Below are 18,829 nucleotides of genomic sequence, written 5' to 3'. Positions count from 1 at the left end.
TTCACTACTTTTTCAGGCTTTCTCCATAGTACATAACAAGGGATGCTCATTTTCTTTTGCATATTGATTTACTTGTACTACCTTTGTTTCTGCAACCTCTGCTGTAAAAACCCCACAGATACCTTTACCTTGATAATGGACCGTCAACATCACTTCAGTTGCTTTTTCTAAATCCATATTAAAAAAACGCTGTAAAACCTCAACCACAAATTCCATAGGGGTATAATCATCATTATTTAATACGACTTTATAAAGTGATGGGGGCCTAAGCCTTGTTTCACTATTGGTGCGGGTTAGCTCCTCAAAATCCAACCAGCCGGACTTGTTACTCATAACCTAAACTATAGCCTCAAAGATATCTATCCACCACATTAACGAGTTTAAAATGACAACGCCAGCAAATTTGAAAATTCATACTTGACTGATGGTACTTTTTTACTAGATTGTAAAGTTACCATAGCAAGATGGTAATCAAGTGCAATCTGCCTTGGTTATGATGGTAGTTCATCGCTAAAAACACAAGTAAATAGGGATATGTCGTATGCTAACCGGAACAGTGAAATGGTTTAATAATGCCAAGGGATTTGGGTTCATTTGCCCTGATCAGGGGGGGGAAGATATCTTCGCTCATTATTCTACGATCCAAATGGACGGATATCGAACCTTAAAAGCCGGCCAGCACGTTCAATTTGAAACGCAACAAGGCCCGAAAGGTAGCCATGCTACAAGCATTGTCTTTGACGATAGCACCAATTAATATTGAACGCGTTTACGTCTTATTTGACTGCGGGCCTTCAATAAAGGCCCGTTTTTATTGCGTTACGCTATGGCATTTGCGCAATGATATCATCAGCAAATTCTGAGCAGCTACGCAGCGTTGCTCCTGTCATCATTCGTTCAAAGTCATAGGTTACTGTTTTCGCCGCGATCGTTTTTTCAACACCCTGCTCTACAAGCTCTGCTGCCTCAATCCACCCCATGTGCACCAGCATCATCTGTGCTGAAAGAATCATGGAACCTGGATTTACCTTATTTTGACCTGCATATTTAGGTGCTGTGCCATGGGTTGCCTCAAACAATGCAATCCCATCGCCAATATTTGCTCCAGGCGCAATTCCAATCCCACCAACCTGTGCGGCTAGCGCATCGGAGATATAATCGCCGTTAAGGTTTAAAGTCGCCACGACATCATAGTCAGATGGCCGCAGTAAGATTTGCTGTAAAAAGGCATCGGCAATAACATCTTTAACCACAATCATCTCGCCAGTTTGAGGATTTTGAAACTGACACCAAGGTCCTTCACCGATCATTTCAGCACCATATTCATCTTTGGCTAATTGATACCCCCAGTCTTTAAAGGCTCCTTCCGTGAATTTCATAATATTGCCTTTATGGACTAACGTAACCGAGGACCGTGCATTATGAATCGCATAGTCAAATGCAGCTCGTATTAAACGTTTACTTCCTTGCTCTGAAACCGGTTTTATCCCAATCGCACATTGCTCAGGGAAACGAATTTCACTGACGCCCATCGATTGTTGCAAAAAGTCGATGACTTGACTGACTGATTCGCTACCCGCTGCCCATTCAATCCCAGCATAAATATCTTCAGAATTTTCACGAAAGATCACCATATCGGTCATTTCAGGATGTTTTAACGGGCTCGGCACACCTTTAAAATAATGAACTGGGCGTAAACAGATATAAAGATCTAATTGCTGGCGAAGAGCTACATTTAACGAGCGGATGCCGCCACTTACAGGCGTTGTCAGAGGACCTTTAATTGCCACATGATAGTCACGAATCGCTTGTAATGTTTCATCAGAAAGCCAAATATTTTCACCGTAAATTTGGGTCGATTTTTCACCGGCATAAATTTCCATCCAATGAATTTTACGACGATTTGCGTAAGCCTTCGATACCGCAGCATTCACAACCTTGAGCATCGCGGGGGTCACATCAACACCAATCCCATCGCCTTCAATATATGGAATGATCGGATTGTCAGGAACATGCAGCTCACCTTGTTCGCCCAGTGTGATAGCTTGCCCATCATTTGGGATTGATAATTGAGTACTCACGAAACTCTCCTCATTTCTCAAATAGAAAGAACAGAGCTAACAAACCATCCAATTGTTATTATCCACAATACTGGATATCGCAGCCCTATCGAGAATAGTCGCTATCAAAGCGGCTTATTATTTAATGACAAATTTAATACAAATTTTCTACATTTGCAGAAAGCATATAACATCACACGATGTCTGCGAGGACAATTTTGTCATTCTGCGACCAAGCTCTGATACAATAGCCCTATGAAAAAGAATCAATATACATCAAAGCACACTAAGCTACGGTCTCGCCCACTGGATGCACCGACACGGGTCATTTTGTTAAATAAGCCTTATTTGGTGTTATGCCAGTTTAGTGATGATCAAGGACGCGCGACACTAGCTGACTATATTAAAGAGCCTGGTGTTTATGCTGCAGGACGATTAGACCGAGACAGTGAAGGCTTATTGCTACTGACCAATTCAGGGCCGCTGCAACATTGCATGGCTAATCCATCGCAAAAAATGCCTAAAACTTATTGGGTACAAGTGGAAGGGGAAGCATCTGATGCAGCACTGGAACAGCTGCGAAAAGGGATTGAACTCAAAGATGGACGAACACAACCGGCCAAAGTGAAACGAATCCCCCCTCCGGATGTATGGGAGCGCCACCCCCCAGTGCGTTTTCGAGCGGCGATTCCAACCAGTTGGCTTGCGATCACTTTAACCGAGGGGAAAAATCGTCAAGTGCGCAGAATGACGGCTACCGTTGGGTTACCAACACTACGATTAATTCGAGCGGCTATCGGCCCTTGGCAATTAGCACCGCTTAAACCAGGCGATACTTTGGATATTAGTCGTGATGAGAAAATCGAGACACTGTTACGACAATCACCTGTTCGTCCAGCAAAGCATCATAAACGCCCCGTTCGCTAGTGATCCAGCGTCCGGCATCTGTTAGAATTATCCACAAATTTTCAGCTACGAGTCAGCATGAGCACAAACAGCAGTAAAAAAGTAATCGTCGGAATGTCCGGCGGTGTCGATTCTTCAGTTTCCGCCTATTTATTACGTGAACAAGGTTATCAAGTTGAAGGCTTGTTTATGAAAAATTGGGAAGAAGATGATGGAACTGAATACTGTTCAGCTGCTGCCGACTTAGCCGATGCACAAGCTGTTTGTGACAAATTGGGAATTGAGTTACACACGGTCAATTTTGCAGCTGAATATTGGGATAATGTCTTCGAGCATTTCCTTGAAGAATACAAAGCGGGTCGCACGCCTAATCCAGATATCATGTGTAACAAAGAAATTAAGTTTAAGGCCTTTTTAGAGTTTGCCGCTGAAGAATTGGGTGCAGATTATATCGCCACAGGACACTATGTCCGAAATGGCTGCATTAATGAGCATTGGAAAATGTTACGCGGCTTAGATACTAATAAAGACCAAAGCTATTTTCTCTATACGCTCAGCGAACAACATATGTCCCAAACGCTGTTCCCAGTTGGGGATCTCGAAAAACCAAAAGTACGTGAAATCGCTGAACAACAAGGGCTCATCACCGCTGATAAAAAAGATTCAACGGGCATTTGCTTTATTGGCGAGCGTAAATTCACCGATTTTCTGCAACGTTACCTGCCCGCTCAACCGGGTGTAATAGAAACGAGTGAAGGCAACGTCATTGGCCAGCATCAAGGCTTGATGTATCACACATTAGGTCAACGTAAAGGGTTATTGATTGGTGGGCGCAAAGATGCAAGTGACGATCCATGGTACGTTGTTGACAAAGATATCGCACGCAATGTCTTAGTCGTTGGGCAAGGTCATGACCACCCACGACTACGTTCTATGGCGATGCAGGTCAAACAGCTCCATTGGGTTGACCGCGCAACGCGCCATACGCCATTTCGCTGTGTGGTCAAAACGCGCTATCGCCAAGAAGATATTCCCTGTGAAGTATATCCTCAAGATGATGACACCTTATTGGTTAATTTCGATCACTATCAAATTGCGGTAACTCCCGGTCAGTCTGCTGTTTTTTACCTTGACCAAGAGTGTTTAGGTGGTGGCATTATCGAAGCGCGTTATGCGGAGTCACAAGCATGATACATACTCTGCAAGAGCAAGTGATCGCCTTTGCTGGCGTTTGCCAATCAGCCCGCTTGGTACAAATAATCTCACGGGGCCAGTCTATCGATAGTGATGCATTAAATGCCTCACTTGGGAGTATATTACAAACTGACCCACCCACCACTGAAGCTGTGTTTGGTGGAATCGAGCCACTTCAATTAGGTTTAACAGTGATGCGCCAACAGTTAGGTTATCGAAATGAGCAACGTGATGGCGAGATCACCCGTTATTTAGTTGGCTTAATGGCGCTAGCAAGACGCCTGATGAAGCGTGCCGATATGCAATCAATGCTGGCGGAGCGTCTTCAACAGGTCAAACGCCAACTGAATCATTTTCAAATCGCGGATGAACAAATCCAAGCCAGCCTTGCAGCCATCTACAGTGATATTATCAGTCCGCTCGGCAATCGTATTCAGGTCGCCGGCGATACCCGTTTACTGCAGCAGCCGGCTGTCCAAAATCAAGTGCGAGCAACGCTTCTTTGTGGCATTCGCTCCGCTATATTGTGGCAACAGGTCGGAGGTAAACGGCTCCAGCTTATTTTCCAACGAAGTAAGCTACTTACTCAAATAGACCAATGTCTATTGATGCACTAAGCACATTAAACCAGGAGATACGCCATGGAACTGTCAGCGCTGACAGCCATTTCCCCCATTGATGGTCGTTACGGTGATAAAACCCGAGAACTGCGCGCATTATGTAGCGAGTTTGGCTTAATAAAATATCGGGTCACTGTTGAAGTCCGTTGGCTACAAAAGCTGAGCACTCTTTGTGAGATCAGCGAAGTACCCCCATTAAGTGATGCCGCTCATCAATTTTTAAACGAACTTGTGAGCTCATTTAGTGAAGCTGATGCAAGCCGCATTAAAACGATTGAGCGCACCACAAACCATGATGTGAAAGCCGTTGAATACTTTCTCAAAGAGAAAGTAGCCGATGTTGTTGAACTTGCAGCCATTAGTGAATTTATCCACTTTGCTTGTACCTCTGAAGATATCAATAATTTATCTTACGCTTTGATGCTTTCGCAGGCCCGTGAGCAGGTCATACTCCCCTACTGCCAGCAGTTAATTGACGCGCTGACTGATTTAGCTAAGCGTTATGCCAGTATGCCGATGTTGTCGCGCACCCATGGGCAACCCGCTTCACCATCAACCGTTGGTAAAGAGATGGCCAATGTTGTAGCGCGGTTGAAACGACAATTTCAACAAATTGAAGCCGTGCAGGTCATGGGTAAAATTAATGGTGCAGTCGGCAACTACAATGCCCATGTTTGCGCTTACCCTGAAGTTGATTGGCATCAATTCGCCCATGATTTTGTCACGAGTTTAGGTCTTTATTGGAACCCCTATACCACACAAATTGAACCGCATGACTATATTGCAGAGCTCTATGATGCACTGGCACGATTCAATACTATCGTTCTCGATTTTGACCGTGATATTTGGGGTTATATTAGCCAAGGACACTTCAAACAAAAAACGATTGCGGGTGAAATTGGCTCATCAACTATGCCTCATAAAGTGAACCCAATCGATTTTGAAAACTCAGAAGGGAATTTAGGCGTTGCCAATGCCATCTTTGGTCATTTAGCACGTAAACTTCCTGTTTCTCGCTGGCAGCGTGATCTGACCGATTCAACCGTATTACGTAATCTGGGTGTCGCATTAGGCTATTCAGTGATTGCCTATCAAGCAACCCTGAAGGGGATTAGTAAACTGGAAGTTAATGAAGCAAACTTGCTTTCAGATTTAGATCATAACTGGGAAGTTTTGGCTGAGCCGATTCAAACCGTAATGCGTCGCTATGGTATCGAAAAACCCTATGAAAAATTAAAAGAGTTGACTCGTGGTAAACGCGTCAATCAACAAATTATGCAAGACTTTATTGATACCCTTGAACTGCCACAATCAGTGAAAAACGATCTGAAACAGCTCACACCAGCCAATTATATTGGGCACGCGGTAAAACTGGCTCAGGATATCTAATCTAGATAGCGGCCTTGTGCCGCTATCTCGCGAATGTAAGCACCTTTGAATGAAAATTAATTTTGATATTAGCCATTTCATGGTTGACTTTTGGCAGCGTAAACCGCTGCTTATCCGCAATAGTATCAGCGATTTTTTCGACCCCTTAACCGTCGAAGAACTTGCTGGTTTAGCCATGGAAGAAGAATTGCAATCACGCCTAGTCACCGTGCGCGATAGTGTCTGGCTCGCAGAATCTGGCCCGTTTAGTGATTTTAGTGAATTAGAGCGCCCCCAAAGCACTCTATTGGTACAAGCGACTAACCATTGGCATCCTGATTGTGCAACTTTGGCCGAGTTGTTCAATTTTATCCCTAACTGGCGTTTTGATGATCTCATGGTGAGCTATGCCACCAAAGATGGTGGGGTTGGTCCGCATATCGATCAATATGGTGTATTCATCATCCAAGGCCAAGGACAGCGTCATTGGCAAGTAGGTGAGCGCCAAACCTTGCACGAGTTTTCCAACGGCGGTGGGCTTAAACAGTGTGATCCTTTTGAGCCTATCATAGACGAAGTTTTAGAGTCGGGTGATTTGCTATATATTCCGCCTGGTTGCCCACACAATGGGCGTTCACTCAATGACTCAATGAGTTACTCCGTTGGATTTCGCGCGCCAGATCAAAAAGAGTTATTCAGTGCGTTCGCTGACTATTTGTTAGATCAGTCACAACAATTTAACCGTTATAATGATCCAGAATTAGTTGCTGGCCATGCTTGGGGAGAAATTACTCGCCATCAGCAACAAAAATTACTTGGCTTGATGCAAAATTTGCTGAACGACAATCGTCAGATGCGTGATTTCTTTGGTCGTTTTTTCTCAGACACACGCCGTGATATTGATATCGCGCCGTTAGAAGCCGATGAGCATTATACCGTTGCTGATGTTTGCGCCGCACTAGAAGATGGGGATAAGCTTCGCCGAGTTGACGGATTGAAGGTTTTGTATCTACAAGGTTTAAATGAATTATTTATTGACGGTGAGTCCTATCCATTTGAGGGTGATGCCAATGGTTATCAGCTGTTAGCCAACCAGATGCAGCTTGAGTTTAACCAATTAACTAAAGCATTAGCTCAGCCTGACTTTGCGAAACAATTAACCGATTGGATTAACCGCGGTTTTTGGTACTGGGTCGACTAACCTTAAGATCGTTGAGAAGCGACTGACTACGCGCAGTCGCTACTTGCATTGATCGCATCTAGATCCCATACTCTTCACATATGTGTTTGCTTTGGAGTGACTGTGGAGACGATAAAAATCCCTCAAGCAAGCCGCCGCCATGCGCGCACTTTTATTGGATTGAGCGCCTTGATCGCGCTTAGTAGCATTGCTATTTTATATCTTCCCAATGCAATGGTAAGCCTTGTTGCATCGTTTGGTATAATTCTCGCCTATATTGGCATGCGAGTCGGATTTAGTAAGTTACATCAACCCCGTTATGGATTGGTGATTTGTCATGATCATCTTCAATTTCATCACCGTTATGGTGGATGGGCTATTGTGTGGAAACAAATTCAGCGCATTGGTATTCCGTCTGTTGGTCGAGGTTTTGAGCGCCGTGATCTCGGTTATATTGGAATTCGCCTCAACGATTATACCCATCTGTTGGATACATTATCCCCCCGCTTATGTGCTCACCTTTTAACGGAACAGCGGGCAGCCTTGCTTGTTGCCCTTCGTCAAGATTGTCCAAGTGGGACTTGCCCAAGCGATCACCTGCTTGAAGATGATTATTTCACGGATACAAAAGGCCGATGTTATCACGGCTTATTAGCTATGTTTGCGAATCGGATGAGTAAGTTAAGAGACATGACCGGCTACGACTTATTTATTGATCAAGATGCATTGTCTAACCACCCAGAACATTTTGTGTCTTTAGCGCGTCAGTATCTGCTTGCAGGAATGCGAGCTGATTTATGATGAGTAGATCGGCGAAGAGAACAGTGAGGTAACAATACATAGCATCATAACCACAATAGCCCCATCAAATTTGTCGATGCCGCCATCTTAACAGAATCAACGCCTTGAACTTAACGCACCTAGGCTTAGTTCTTTTCCAATGCTATGCTTAAGACATGACTGGTTTGCCATCGTTCCCGATTGATGTGATACGACTTAAACCAATCCCAGAGCACCACTGATGACATCACCTCATCTAACTAATTGAACAATGATGCATCAACTGATTGAGTGCTCGATGACAATGAACCACGAGTGATCAAGGAATATCAATGAGTTCGATGGATAGCATTATTATGCTGAGCACCGCCGCCGCATCCGGATTACTGTTTCAGTTACTCAAGCTTCCTCCTCTACTGGGCTTTTTAGCCGCTGGTTTTGCAATTCATTTATTTGGGATACGAGATACACCGCTCATTGATACATTAGCCGATTTAGGTGTGACATTATTGCTCTTTTCGGTTGGTCTTAAACTGAATATTCGAACCTTGCTTAAAACTGAGGTTTACGGAACAGCCGGACTGCATTTAGTGATGAATGGATTGCTTTTTTTAGTTCTATTGCTGGGGTTTAAATGGCTGAATATTCCTCATCTATCACAGCTATCAATCAACTCATTGAGCCTATTGGCCTTTGCCTTGAGTTTCTCTAGTACGGTATTTGCCGTCAAGATGCTCCAAGAGAAAAGTGAACTACAGTCTTTATATGGTCGTGTAGCCATCGGCATTTTAGTCATGCAAGACTTATTTGCCGTTATTTATCTCAGTATCAGCTCGGGTCAAACACCTTCAATTTGGGCTTTGTCACTGCTATTGCTCATTCCGCTACGACCTCTGTTGCTGAGATTGATTAACCGTACTGGGCATGGAGAAGTTCAGCTATTAATCGGATTCTTTTTAGCTTTTGTAATGGGTTATCAATGGTTTGATAGTGTTCACATCAAACCTGATTTAGGCGCACTATTAGTGGGCATGTTATTGGCGGGGACGCCTCAAGCCAATAGTCTAAGCCGCGATCTATTTGCCTTTAAAGAGCTTTTTTTAGTTGCCTTTTTTCTATCGATTGGGATCCATTACTTCCCCACCGTCGATGCGCTACTAACCGCAATATTGCTCACATTGTTATTGCCATTAAAAGCCATCATTTACTTTTTCCTGATGTTGATTTTTCGCCTTCGAGCAAGAACGGCATTGATGGGGACAGTCAGTCTGGCAAACTACAGTGAATTTGGTCTTATCGTCACGGCGATTGCCGTTAAACATAGTCTATTAGATGGCGAATGGTTGGCTATCTTAGCTATCGCATTAAGTTTAAGTTTTATTATTATTGCCCCTATCTCACAACAGGCTGACCAACTCTATCAACGCTTACAACCAATTTTACAGCGTATGCAGCGCAAGCGTCTTCATTTGGACGATTTACCTATCGAGCTGGGAAATATGGAAATTGTTATTTTGGGGATGGGGCGAATAGGTTCTGGAGCCTACGATCTAATGAGCCAGTATTATCCCGATAAAGTGATCGGTATTGATACCAATTTAGAAAAGGTTCAAGTGAATGGTGATAAAGGTCGCGTTGTCATTCAAGGTGATGCCACTGACTCAGATTTTTGGGAAAAATTAGTGCCAAGTAAAACGGTGAAACTCATCTTACTAACAATGCCCCATCATAATGGGAATGAATATGCTCTCACCCAACTACGGCGGCGTCATTACCCTGGGAAGATTGCTGCCATTTGTCGTTATGAGGAAGATGAAGCCTCTCTACGAGAACTCGGTGTCGATCAAGTGGTTAACCTCTATGAGGAAGCTGGTTTAGGTTTTGCCCAGCACATTTACGATACTCTTGATATAACGCCATCACATATTTGATTATTCTCTTTTTAAGTCACGAAATAGAGTTAAAACTGCCGATTTTTTCGCTAAAAACAAAATATTAAATAAAAATGTCATGAACTACTTGCAATCTTTTCTGAGATTGGCAAATTGGAATGATCGGTTACTCCAATTTGGGGTAGTTGTTTAATTGAGATAAATAAAACGAAGGGAAATATATGTGTTCTATTTTTGGCGTACTTGACATTAAGACAGATGTCTCAGAGCTTCGAAAAGTCGCCCTGGAAATGTCAAAACGGTTGCGTCACCGTGGTCCTGATTGGTCAGGGATTTATACCTCTGATAAAGCTATTTTAGCGCATGAACGATTAGCCATCGTTGATGTAAATAACGGCGCTCAACCGCTCTATAATGAAGAAAAAACAAATGTTTTAGCGGTCAATGGCGAAATTTACAATCACAGACAACTACGAGCCAATCTCAATTGTAATTACAACTTTTTAACCGAATCAGACTGTGAAATCATCTTAGCTTTGTATAAAGAGAAAGGTCATGCATTTTTAGATGATCTCAATGGCATTTTTGCCTTCATTTTATATGATGAACAAGAAGATCGATATCTTATCGGTCGTGACCATATGGGGATTATTCCGTTATATACCGGTTATGATGAAAACGGTAATTTTTATGTCGCTTCCGAAATGAAAGCACTTACCCCCGTGTGTAAAACGGTTCGCGAATTTCCTCCTGGGCATTATTTTGATAGTAAAGAAGGTAAACTCACTCGCTATTATCAACGTGATTGGGAAGAATATGACAATGTCAAAGATAATCCAGCTTCCGTTCAAGAGTTACGCGATGCACTTGAAGCCGCTGTGAAGCGCCAATTAATGAGTGATGTTCCTTATGGCGTACTCCTCTCTGGTGGCCTAGATTCTTCAGTCATCTCGGCTATCACGAAACGTTTTGCTGATAAACGTGTAGAAGATAATGATAATAGTGCGGCATGGTGGCCTCAGTTACATTCTTTTGCTGTGGGGTTAGACGGTTCTCCTGATCTGATCGCAGCTAAAAAAGTAGCTGATCACTTAGGGACTATCCATCATGAAATTCATTTTACTGTACAAGATGGTTTAGACGCACTACGCGATGTTATTTACCATTTGGAAACCTATGATGTCACGACAGTGCGAGCATCAACTCCTATGTACTTGATGGCACGTAAAATTAAAGCCATGGGCATTAAAATGGTTCTCTCCGGTGAAGGCTCTGATGAACTGTTTGGCGGCTACTTGTATTTTCATAAAGCGCCAAATGCCAAAGAGTTTCATGAAGAAACTGTGCGTAAATTGGAAAAACTCCATTTGTTTGACTGCTTAAGAGCGAATAAGTCGCTTGCAGCATGGGGGTTGGAAGGGCGTGTTCCATTCTTAGATAAAGAATTTATGGATGTGGCCATGCGTCTTAACCCTGCTGCTAAAATGTGTGGCCATGGCAAAATTGAGAAACATATTGTTCGCGAAGCCTTCCAAGACTATCTCCCAGAAAGTGTGGTGTGGCGACAAAAAGAACAGTTTTCCGATGGTGTTGGTTACTCATGGATTGATAGCCTGAAGGTATATGTTGCAGAACAGGTGAGCGATCAAATGATGGAAACCGCAGAGTTTCGCTTTCCTATCAACACACCAGATACCAAAGAAGCCTACTTTTACCGGAACATTTTTGAAGAACACTTTCCATTGGATAGCGCAGCAGAGTGCGTGCCTTGGGGTAAATCCGTGGCTTGTTCAACACCTGAAGCTTTAGCATGGGATGAAAGCTTCACTAAAAATGCTGACCCATCAGGTCGCGCGGTAGCCAACATTCATAATGAAGCATATTAGTTCGGTCATTTTATTTGCCGATAAACCAGTAAAGCCCACTTCAACGTGGGCTTCACTTTATTGATTGCGTTACAACAGTTTGTGATTAAATTGCTTTAAGCTGATAGTCAGGAACAATGCCAGCAGCTTTGATATAAGCATCGGCATCTAGGCCTCGTAAAAATCCAGATCCTGTCACTAATGCTGTTTTGATCCCCATACTTGCCCCGCCAAGAATATCGGTATGCAGCGTATCTCCAACCATCAATATTCTGTTTCGCGCAATAGGTCCGTGTTCATCGAAAGCCTTAGCCAATGCATACTCAAAAATAGGGGCATATGGTTTTCCATAGCAATGCACCCAAGAAAATAAAGACGATGGCAAGGTTAGTGTGTAGCTGCCGGGCTCGTGAGAAACCCCCTGCTCCAGAGGCGCGATTAAATCTGCGTTACCAAGCCAAATGGGTCGGGGGCGGCGCTCTAATTCTTCAATCCAACGCGTTTGGAGTGATTCATTCCATCCTTGACCACTCAGAAATAGAAATAGATCAGCTTGCCAAAATTTAGGATCATTTGGGTACACTTCATGAAACGATGATGTCACTGGTCGAAATGGCTCAGGAACCATCACCCCAATTGTAAGATCAGCCGGTGTCACCTGTGCATAGAAATCACGAAGCATGACTTCTCGGCTATTGACTATTTGAGATAGTTTAAAGTTAAACCCAAGCTGTTCATATTTGTTTTGCAATGCTGGCATATCTTGAGTCGCGGCATTAGTCAATACATAGATGGCTTTGTTGAGGTGCTGCAACCGAGAGATTTGCTCAACGGCACCGGGAATTGCGCTCGTGCCAACATTAAGTACACCATAGCCATCAAATAGAAACAGATCGATTGATTCGACCAACTCACAAATCTGCTCAATATGTCGACACTCGTGAGATTGGTGCGGATAAGAAGGCATACGCTCCGGCATCATGAGATAGGCATCAAATGCCTCTTTTGGATTATCTATCATAGTCTATTATTTTCAGCGAAATAAAGTTAAACATAATACCGTTCGATTATGACAGAGCCAACCTCTCGAGTCGTTTTAGTCACGTGATGCGATCCCATACGATCCTGTATTAAACTCAACCACACCCAGTGTTATCGTCTTAAGTAACTAAATTTTTCAAAACAATATATTGTCAATAAATAACACAACAGTTATTAAGACTTAAAAAGGTTAGTAATAATTGATGAAATGAGTTAATTCATATAGTCTAATTCGTCATCGGATGAAATAAAGGAATATGTTATGTCTTTTCGCTGGAAATTGACGATATTTACTGGCGCTACATTGCTGTTAACTATTTTGTTGTTAATGGCGTCAACAACTTATTCATCACACCATACCCGCAATCTGATTACCTCTCAAGTAGGTGGTATTTTAAAGAGTGATGCACAAAAGCTGGTCGACACGGAGCTGCTAGGTCGCATACGCCAAATCAAAAATGCTCTAGACAGTCGCAAAAATCAATTAGGTTTATTATCAACCCAGATTATTTCGGCAAAAGAAAATACATTAAAGAATTATCTCCCAGGGTCAAACTTGCGCTCATCTATAGTTGCAATGCTTAGGGCGCAATTGCAAAGTGATTCTGATGCATCATCGATCACAACTGTCTTTAAACCAGGTGGCTTGGGAGAAGACGACATCAGTTACTTAGGCTCAACTTATTTGGGGAGTAACGGTAATGGCCAGTTTTCATCCCGCTGGCTCAAGCAAGATGGTAAATTAGTACATAAACCGTTAACAGTTGATGAGCTCAACGATAAAGCGGTCAGTGCCCCCATTTTATGTGGTATGACTACAGGTCAAGCTTGTTTCAGTCGTCAATTAGCTGAAGATGGAAAAACTCCTGCGGGTTTTTGGTTATCGTTACCGTTAAAAGATAAAGATAAGATAGTCGGTGTTACTGCTCTTCGATTGAATATGTCATTAATTAATAAATTAATTAATGACATGGATAGTGCCTTATATAAAGGTGCCGGACATGTATTGCTGAGTAACACTGATGGAGATATAATTAGCCGTGACTCAAGCGACTATCAGCCAACGATGAATATGGCTGAACTTATCAAAGCAGGGAAAATCGTCAATCATTGGGATCACGAAACGAATCAGTTTATTAGTTTTTACCCACTCACCCTACCCTCATTAAATTTGCATTGGGGGATACTTGTTGAACTCCCTCAATCACAAGTGCTTCAGGCACGTAAGATGATGCAAAGCAAACTTGAATCTAGTACAAATAATGCACTTCAACAGCAATTCATGATCGGGCTATTGATTGCATTAGTCATGCTAGCATTAACATGGGGGTTCTCTGGCCCATTAGTTAAACCTTTGCATGTATTACGTAACGAATTAGAAAAAATTGCGACTGGAGATGCTGACTTAACCTACCAAATCCCAGTTACTAGTAAAGATGAGATTGGCGCGCTGAGCCATGCATTTAATCGGTTTGTTGGCTCATTAAGACAACTGATCAAGGATGTAGTCCAATCTGTCGATGAAATGAAAGATCAAACAACCCAAAGTAGTCAGCTACTCTCTAAAACCGCCGCTAGCGTGAAACAGCAGTTTGCACAGGTAGACCAAGTGGCAACAGCCGTTGAAGAGATGGCCATGAACTCACGAGAGGTGGCTGATAACACGCAGCAAACCAACATGACGGTTGCCAACGCACAACAATCAGTACAGAAAGGCCAACAGGCCGCCGATGACACCCAAGAAGCGATGAATAGACTTCATCAACAGCTCTCGACCTCACAAGAACGGATGGGACAGTTAGCGACCACAAGTGAAAATATCAACGAAATTTTATCTGTGATCGAGAATATTGCAGAACAAACTAACTTATTGGCCTTGAATGCCGCCATTGAAGCGGCGCGAGCTGGTGAGCAAGGTCGAGGGTTTGCGGTTGTCGCTGACGAAGTCCGTTCTCTAGCTGGCCGGACGCAATCATCAGTTGGTGAAATTCAACAGGTGATTGAAACGTTGCAAAATGAAACACACGCTGTGGTCGAAACGATTGAAGGTGCGAATTTAGCTGCCCGCCAAACCAGCGAGCAAGTCTCTCGCACCAACGACACCCTCATCGATATTGCGGCGGCAAATACGCAAATTTTGCAAATGGCTGAGCAAATTGCTAGTGCGGCTGAACAACAAAGTGCGGTAGCCAATGAGATTAGTAAAAATGTGAACGGCATCCGAGAAATTAGCCAAGCAGTAACGCAAGGGACTGAACAAACCCATCAAGTAGGACAAACAATGGCAGAAATAGCGGGCAGACAACACCAGTTGGTCAATCGCTTTACCGTCTAAACAAATCCAGCCATCAGTCTTTCGGCTGATGGCTGGTATTTTTACAGCCATCTGATAATCCTAAATTATTAATCTATGTCACCTATTATTCTTCTCTCCGGAAATATCTTATTCATGCCGTCTTGGTATGCGCCAGTCAAGTTGAGCAATCCCATATGCGGAGTAAGGAAATTGATGTCGCAGTTGTTGTCGCATACACTCATCGACTTCACGTGAAAATGTCAATCGTAACTGACCATCATGGCGGTCACCTCGAATAATAATGCGATGCTTTACCGGTGTGAGTCGAGACACCGTTTGACACAAGGTTAAAAAAGATTCTGGAACATGGCCCTTAAGTATCCTAACTTTATCTGTTTCTATCAATAAAACGAATGTATAGCGTCCAAGTGAACGCCAGTAGCCGATTAACAACGCGCCACCTAACAACATGAGGTATAAACCAATCATCACGACCTCCTTCACTGGATGTTGACCGATGAGAGATCTCATCAAAACTGATTATAATCATAATCAGCAGTTTGATAGATAGAATTTTCCAATCAGTTTGATTATTAAGTTTTAACCTATTGATTTAGCGAGCTTGAATCTTTGAAATCACAACAACTTTTTTATTAATCCGATTCAGCATCATCTAATACACAAAACCGCCATTTATTGCGAGTCGTGAACTGTTGCTTGTCGTGCTTTGAAGATTCGAAACATCGTACTCAAATTGATTAACAACATCATGATTTCTAACATTGTTCCGCCAATTGAGCCAACTATAATATTGTTTATTAACCAACAACCAGAGCCAATCAAAAAGACAAAACGCATGGTTAAACCTTTTAAACGAAATAACGCATAAGTACCGATACACATTCCAAAAACTGGCCATAAATCTGACCAAGATTGAGCAATATACAAGCCTAGCGTTAAATTGCTCACGATAAACAAAAACGCCACCCAACCAGAGCGCGTACGCATCGACAACGCCGTTCGAAAAGTAGACAATAGCGAACTTACCATTGATGTGAATGCGGCAAAAAATGCATAGTGGATGGTGTTACATATATTGAGAAGCACCATAATTAATTTGAGTCGTCGGTCATCTGTTTGCCAAAAACTCGCGATACCTAAAGAAAAACTAATAAATCCAAATAGTTGCCCCCAAAAATGACCAAGAAAATGCTCAAGCACACACAACTCCTCTCAAAGGTTAAGGTTTATGAGACCACTGCTGTATGGGATTGTAAGCCCAAACCCGCAAAATTTCCCGCAGGTCTCAATTTAACGCGTTATTCCCAATCAATCCTCGCCAAGATGGCCTTTAAGTCAATCAGGTGACGTTTGTCGCGGAATGTGTAGTGTCTCAGAAAATGCAGATGCTACCATGCCGCTGACGAGATTCTTCGCAATAAATCTAGCGCCATTTACCTGGCTACACACCAGCCTTTCAAGCTATTCTCAAATCTTTTATGTTTCCTCTGCTGCTTCAGTGCAGATTTGTATGGCTCAGAAGATTCGATTTCGTTTAGCAGTATGTTGTCGCCGTGCTGGAGGGGCTATCTATCATGCCTAACTTTCATTGTGCTGCCGACTCCCATGGCGCTCGGTGGGCGCACAACCCTTTATTCAAATAGAGGCTGGCAATAAGAGTGTTGGGGCTACCCTAAGAAGTGCGTTTTTTCAGCGTAGATGCGGAACTGGGAAATTTCGCGATTTTGGGCTTACAACCCCCATATTGACACACTAAAGAAAAACTAGGATCATATCAGCGCTAAGGATATAATTAAAATAATGTTTCTATTTTTTCAAATCCTCATTCAGAATTGATGAGAAATAGCGCTGAATCAATATATTGATGATTAGTATGCGATATGGTATTGCAATTAATCGGCTCTTTATTCAGCCACTTTACCCAGCTTAGCATTATTAGGAGTGATCATGAGTCAATTGCAGATAGCCATACTCGGCGAGTGCATGGTCGAACTGCAACAGCAGCCATCTGGTTTATTGAGCAGGAAATTCGGTGGTGATACATTAAATACAGCTGTTTACTTATCTAGGCTAACACGACACGCAGATGTGGCTATTAGCTATATCACGGGTCTTGGCGAAGATAATCTCAGTCAAGAGATGATCGATAGCTGGCAAAATGAGGGGATCGATACACAGTTTGTACAGCGTCTACCCAACAAATTGCCAGGGCTTTATTTAATTGAAACTGACAATAATGGTGAACGCCATTTTCGTTATTGGCGCAACGATGCTGCTGCTAAATTTTGTTTAGAACAAGCAAATTCTTCTAAAATTATTGATGCACTCGCCCAGTTTGATCTCATTTATCTTAGTGGAATATCTCTCGCAATTTTAACGCCAACAAGCCGAACGCACTTGTTTGAAGCACTCACCAAAGCAAAGGCTGCAGGAAAAACCATCGTCTTTGATAATAACTATCGCCCTGCCCTGTGGCAAAGTCCAACTCAAGCCCAGCAGCTTTACCAACAGATGTTGCAATTGACCGATCTAGCTTTGCTGACTTTTGATGATGAACTGGCGCTGTACGGCGAGCATACTATGGATGAATGTCTGGTCCGTACCCGTGCTTTCGGCGTGCAAACCGTGGTCATGAAAATGGGTGCAGAGCCTTGTCATATTTATGTAGAAGATGAGCAGTATATTGTACCTGCGACGTTTATCGAAAAAGAACGGATTGTCGATACAACCGCTGCTGGTGATTCATTTGGAGCAGGTTTTATGGCCGCCACTGTATTAGGTAAAGATCCAACAACAGCAGCAATGTGGGGACATCGTTTAGCCGGAACAGTGATTCAGTACAAAGGGGCAATCATTGATATTCAATGTATGCCTACGTTTGAATAAATAGATCGGCCTGACTGTGATTGAATCGTCATTCTGTGCTATCAATGCTCGAATTGCGATTCAATCGAACATTTAAACTAAATTTTTATCGTACAGTTTGTAGATCATAATTCGCGGGTCGTTCAAATATAAGCGATTCAAACCTCTACGATAATTATAGATAATAGCGGGCTATCACGGCCCTTAGTGAATATATTCAAACATATAATACATCAAAGAAGGTAGTTGATTATGCAAGTGACGCCAGTAAAACGTTATGTGAACGTTGCTATTTACGGTCCCTTAAAATCTGCTTCTGGTTATACCTATCCACCGCTTAACCAGACTAATTTTCAAGGTAGCTTCCATACACCTGCGCAGTTTAAACTGTACCAATATGGCGATATACCTGTTGCTATAAAGGATGGCCAAGAGCCGTTACCTATTGATGTTTATACCATAACAGGTGAAGAACTACAGCAATTCGACTCTTTGCTGCGTTATCCAACAGTATATGACCGGATCCAGTGCAATATTCCTAAATTTGGCAATACTTGGCTGTATGTCATGAGTGAAGGATATGCCGCTCTCGCGGGAGTATATCAGCATCCAATAAAGACAACTGTCTCTACTAATAAGGTGATTGGTGAACCCGCATAGCGGTTGACACTGCGGCATAATAAAACAGAGATTAGGAATGAAGTGACCCTTTATTCCTATTTTTTAAGATTGTGTATTTAG

The 18,829-nt window shown here is 42.8% G+C and carries 17 protein-coding genes; 12 read left to right on the top strand and 5 right to left on the bottom strand.

Going from position 1 to position 18,829, the window contains the following annotated elements; translation table 11 throughout:
* Positions 1 to 12 precede the first annotated feature (12 nt).
* On the bottom strand, positions 13 to 333 hold the full coding sequence (clpS, locus tag ABUE30_RS02340) for an ATP-dependent Clp protease adapter ClpS (protein ID WP_408622065.1): 321 nt from the start codon (positions 331 to 333) through the stop codon (positions 13 to 15).
* A gap of 208 nt (positions 334 to 541) precedes the next feature.
* Between clpS and cspD the strand changes: the two genes are divergently transcribed.
* On the top strand, positions 542 to 757 hold the full coding sequence (gene cspD / locus ABUE30_RS02335; RefSeq protein WP_408622064.1) for a cold shock domain-containing protein CspD: 216 nt from the start codon (positions 542 to 544) through the stop codon (positions 755 to 757).
* Between the two features lie 67 nt (positions 758 to 824).
* Here cspD and icd read toward each other — a convergent pair whose 3' ends face one another.
* A complete protein-coding gene (gene icd, locus ABUE30_RS02330) occupies positions 825 to 2,081 on the bottom strand; it encodes an NADP-dependent isocitrate dehydrogenase (protein WP_408622063.1) in 1,257 nt (418 codons plus the stop codon).
* Positions 2,082 to 2,315: 234 nt separating this feature from the next.
* Here icd and ABUE30_RS02325 point away from each other — a divergent pair, with 234 nt between their 5' ends.
* The 8 genes from ABUE30_RS02325 to asnB all read left to right on the top strand — a co-directional run bounded on the left by ABUE30_RS02325 (position 2,316) and on the right by asnB (position 11,886).
* On the top strand, positions 2,316 to 2,987 hold the full coding sequence (locus ABUE30_RS02325; protein WP_408622062.1) for a pseudouridine synthase: 672 nt from the start codon (positions 2,316 to 2,318) through the stop codon (positions 2,985 to 2,987).
* 57 nt (positions 2,988 to 3,044) lie between these two features.
* Positions 3,045 to 4,157 (top strand): tRNA 2-thiouridine(34) synthase MnmA, encoded by a 1,113-nt coding sequence (mnmA, locus tag ABUE30_RS02320; RefSeq protein ID WP_408622061.1) that lies wholly within the window; start codon positions 3,045 to 3,047, stop codon positions 4,155 to 4,157.
* Positions 4,154 to 4,777: a high frequency lysogenization protein HflD gene (hflD, locus tag ABUE30_RS02315; protein WP_408622060.1), complete on the top strand. Its 624-nt coding sequence runs from the start codon at positions 4,154 to 4,156 to the stop codon at positions 4,775 to 4,777. The genes mnmA and hflD overlap by 4 nt, the downstream gene beginning before the upstream one ends.
* 24 nt (positions 4,778 to 4,801) lie before the next feature.
* Positions 4,802 to 6,169 carry an adenylosuccinate lyase gene (gene purB / locus ABUE30_RS02310; protein ID WP_408622059.1) on the top strand — a complete coding sequence of 456 codons (1,368 nt, stop codon included), beginning with the start codon at positions 4,802 to 4,804 and terminating at the stop codon, positions 6,167 to 6,169.
* A 49-nt stretch (positions 6,170 to 6,218) separates the two neighbouring features.
* Entirely contained in the window at positions 6,219 to 7,349 is a 1,131-nt protein-coding gene (locus tag ABUE30_RS02305; RefSeq protein ID WP_408622058.1) for a ribosomal protein uL16 3-hydroxylase, read from the top strand.
* Between the two features lie 102 nt (positions 7,350 to 7,451).
* Positions 7,452 to 8,129 carry a DUF2982 domain-containing protein gene (locus ABUE30_RS02300; protein ID WP_408622057.1) on the top strand — a complete coding sequence of 226 codons (678 nt, stop codon included), beginning with the start codon at positions 7,452 to 7,454 and terminating at the stop codon, positions 8,127 to 8,129.
* 311 nt (positions 8,130 to 8,440) lie between these two features.
* Positions 8,441 to 10,039, top strand: coding sequence for a cation:proton antiporter domain-containing protein (locus ABUE30_RS02295; RefSeq protein ID WP_408622056.1), 1,599 nt, complete (start codon positions 8,441 to 8,443; stop codon positions 10,037 to 10,039).
* A gap of 182 nt (positions 10,040 to 10,221) precedes the next feature.
* Positions 10,222 to 11,886 (top strand): asparagine synthase B, encoded by a 1,665-nt coding sequence (gene asnB, locus ABUE30_RS02290; RefSeq protein ID WP_408622055.1) that lies wholly within the window; start codon positions 10,222 to 10,224, stop codon positions 11,884 to 11,886.
* Positions 11,887 to 11,971: 85 nt separating this feature from the next.
* Here asnB and ABUE30_RS02285 read toward each other — a convergent pair whose 3' ends face one another.
* A complete protein-coding gene (locus ABUE30_RS02285) occupies positions 11,972 to 12,886 on the bottom strand; it encodes an HAD-IIA family hydrolase (RefSeq protein WP_408622054.1) in 915 nt (304 codons plus the stop codon).
* A 282-nt stretch (positions 12,887 to 13,168) separates the two neighbouring features.
* Here ABUE30_RS02285 and ABUE30_RS02280 point away from each other — a divergent pair, with 282 nt between their 5' ends.
* Entirely contained in the window at positions 13,169 to 15,241 is a 2,073-nt protein-coding gene (locus ABUE30_RS02280; protein WP_408622053.1) for a methyl-accepting chemotaxis protein, read from the top strand.
* Positions 15,242 to 15,349: 108 nt separating this feature from the next.
* Here the strand turns inward: ABUE30_RS02280 and ABUE30_RS02275 are convergent, their stop codons facing one another.
* Both ABUE30_RS02275 and ABUE30_RS02270 read right to left on the bottom strand, forming a co-directional pair.
* The gene (locus ABUE30_RS02275) at positions 15,350 to 15,691 is read right to left on the bottom strand and encodes a DUF3634 family protein (protein WP_408622052.1); all 342 of its coding nucleotides are present in this window, start codon (positions 15,689 to 15,691) and stop codon (positions 15,350 to 15,352) included.
* Positions 15,692 to 15,895: 204 nt separating this feature from the next.
* Positions 15,896 to 16,423: a YgjV family protein gene (locus ABUE30_RS02270; protein ID WP_408622051.1), complete on the bottom strand. Its 528-nt coding sequence runs from the start codon at positions 16,421 to 16,423 to the stop codon at positions 15,896 to 15,898.
* Positions 16,424 to 17,170: 747 nt separating this feature from the next.
* Between ABUE30_RS02270 and kdgK the strand changes: the two genes are divergently transcribed.
* Together kdgK and ABUE30_RS02260 are read left to right on the top strand one after the other, a co-directional pair.
* A complete protein-coding gene (kdgK, locus tag ABUE30_RS02265; protein WP_408622050.1) occupies positions 17,171 to 18,109 on the top strand; it encodes a 2-dehydro-3-deoxygluconokinase in 939 nt (312 codons plus the stop codon).
* A 231-nt stretch (positions 18,110 to 18,340) separates the two neighbouring features.
* Positions 18,341 to 18,748 (top strand): gamma-glutamylcyclotransferase, encoded by a 408-nt coding sequence (locus ABUE30_RS02260; protein WP_408622049.1) that lies wholly within the window; start codon positions 18,341 to 18,343, stop codon positions 18,746 to 18,748.
* Positions 18,749 to 18,829 lie beyond the last annotated feature (81 nt).

Source organism: Celerinatantimonas yamalensis (genome assembly GCF_046054155.1).
In the GTDB taxonomy this organism is placed as follows: domain Bacteria; phylum Pseudomonadota; class Gammaproteobacteria; order Enterobacterales; family Celerinatantimonadaceae; genus Celerinatantimonas; species Celerinatantimonas yamalensis.
The sequence above is the reverse complement of the archived record's forward strand: the minus strand, read 5'-3'. Positions and strand labels throughout refer to the sequence as shown.

Coding starts and splice junctions, on each gene's coding strand:
- mnmA (WP_408622061.1), top strand. CDS start 3,045: ATGAGCACAAACAGCAGTAAAAAAGTAATCGTCGGAATGTCCGGCGGT.
- ABUE30_RS02295 (WP_408622056.1), top strand. CDS start 8,441: ATGAGTTCGATGGATAGCATTATTATGCTGAGCACCGCCGCCGCATCC.
- asnB (WP_408622055.1), top strand. CDS start 10,222: ATGTGTTCTATTTTTGGCGTACTTGACATTAAGACAGATGTCTCAGAG.
- ABUE30_RS02260 (WP_408622049.1), top strand. CDS start 18,341: ATGCAAGTGACGCCAGTAAAACGTTATGTGAACGTTGCTATTTACGGT.
- ABUE30_RS02305 (WP_408622058.1), top strand. CDS start 6,219: ATGAAAATTAATTTTGATATTAGCCATTTCATGGTTGACTTTTGGCAG.
- purB (WP_408622059.1), top strand. CDS start 4,802: ATGGAACTGTCAGCGCTGACAGCCATTTCCCCCATTGATGGTCGTTAC.
- ABUE30_RS02280 (WP_408622053.1), top strand. CDS start 13,169: ATGTCTTTTCGCTGGAAATTGACGATATTTACTGGCGCTACATTGCTG.
- ABUE30_RS02275 (WP_408622052.1), bottom strand. CDS start 15,691: ATGATTGGTTTATACCTCATGTTGTTAGGTGGCGCGTTGTTAATCGGC.
- kdgK (WP_408622050.1), top strand. CDS start 17,171: ATGAGTCAATTGCAGATAGCCATACTCGGCGAGTGCATGGTCGAACTG.
- hflD (WP_408622060.1), top strand. CDS start 4,154: ATGATACATACTCTGCAAGAGCAAGTGATCGCCTTTGCTGGCGTTTGC.
- ABUE30_RS02325 (WP_408622062.1), top strand. CDS start 2,316: ATGAAAAAGAATCAATATACATCAAAGCACACTAAGCTACGGTCTCGC.
- clpS (WP_408622065.1), bottom strand. CDS start 333: ATGAGTAACAAGTCCGGCTGGTTGGATTTTGAGGAGCTAACCCGCACC.
- ABUE30_RS02285 (WP_408622054.1), bottom strand. CDS start 12,886: ATGATAGATAATCCAAAAGAGGCATTTGATGCCTATCTCATGATGCCG.
- cspD (WP_408622064.1), top strand. CDS start 542: ATGCTAACCGGAACAGTGAAATGGTTTAATAATGCCAAGGGATTTGGG.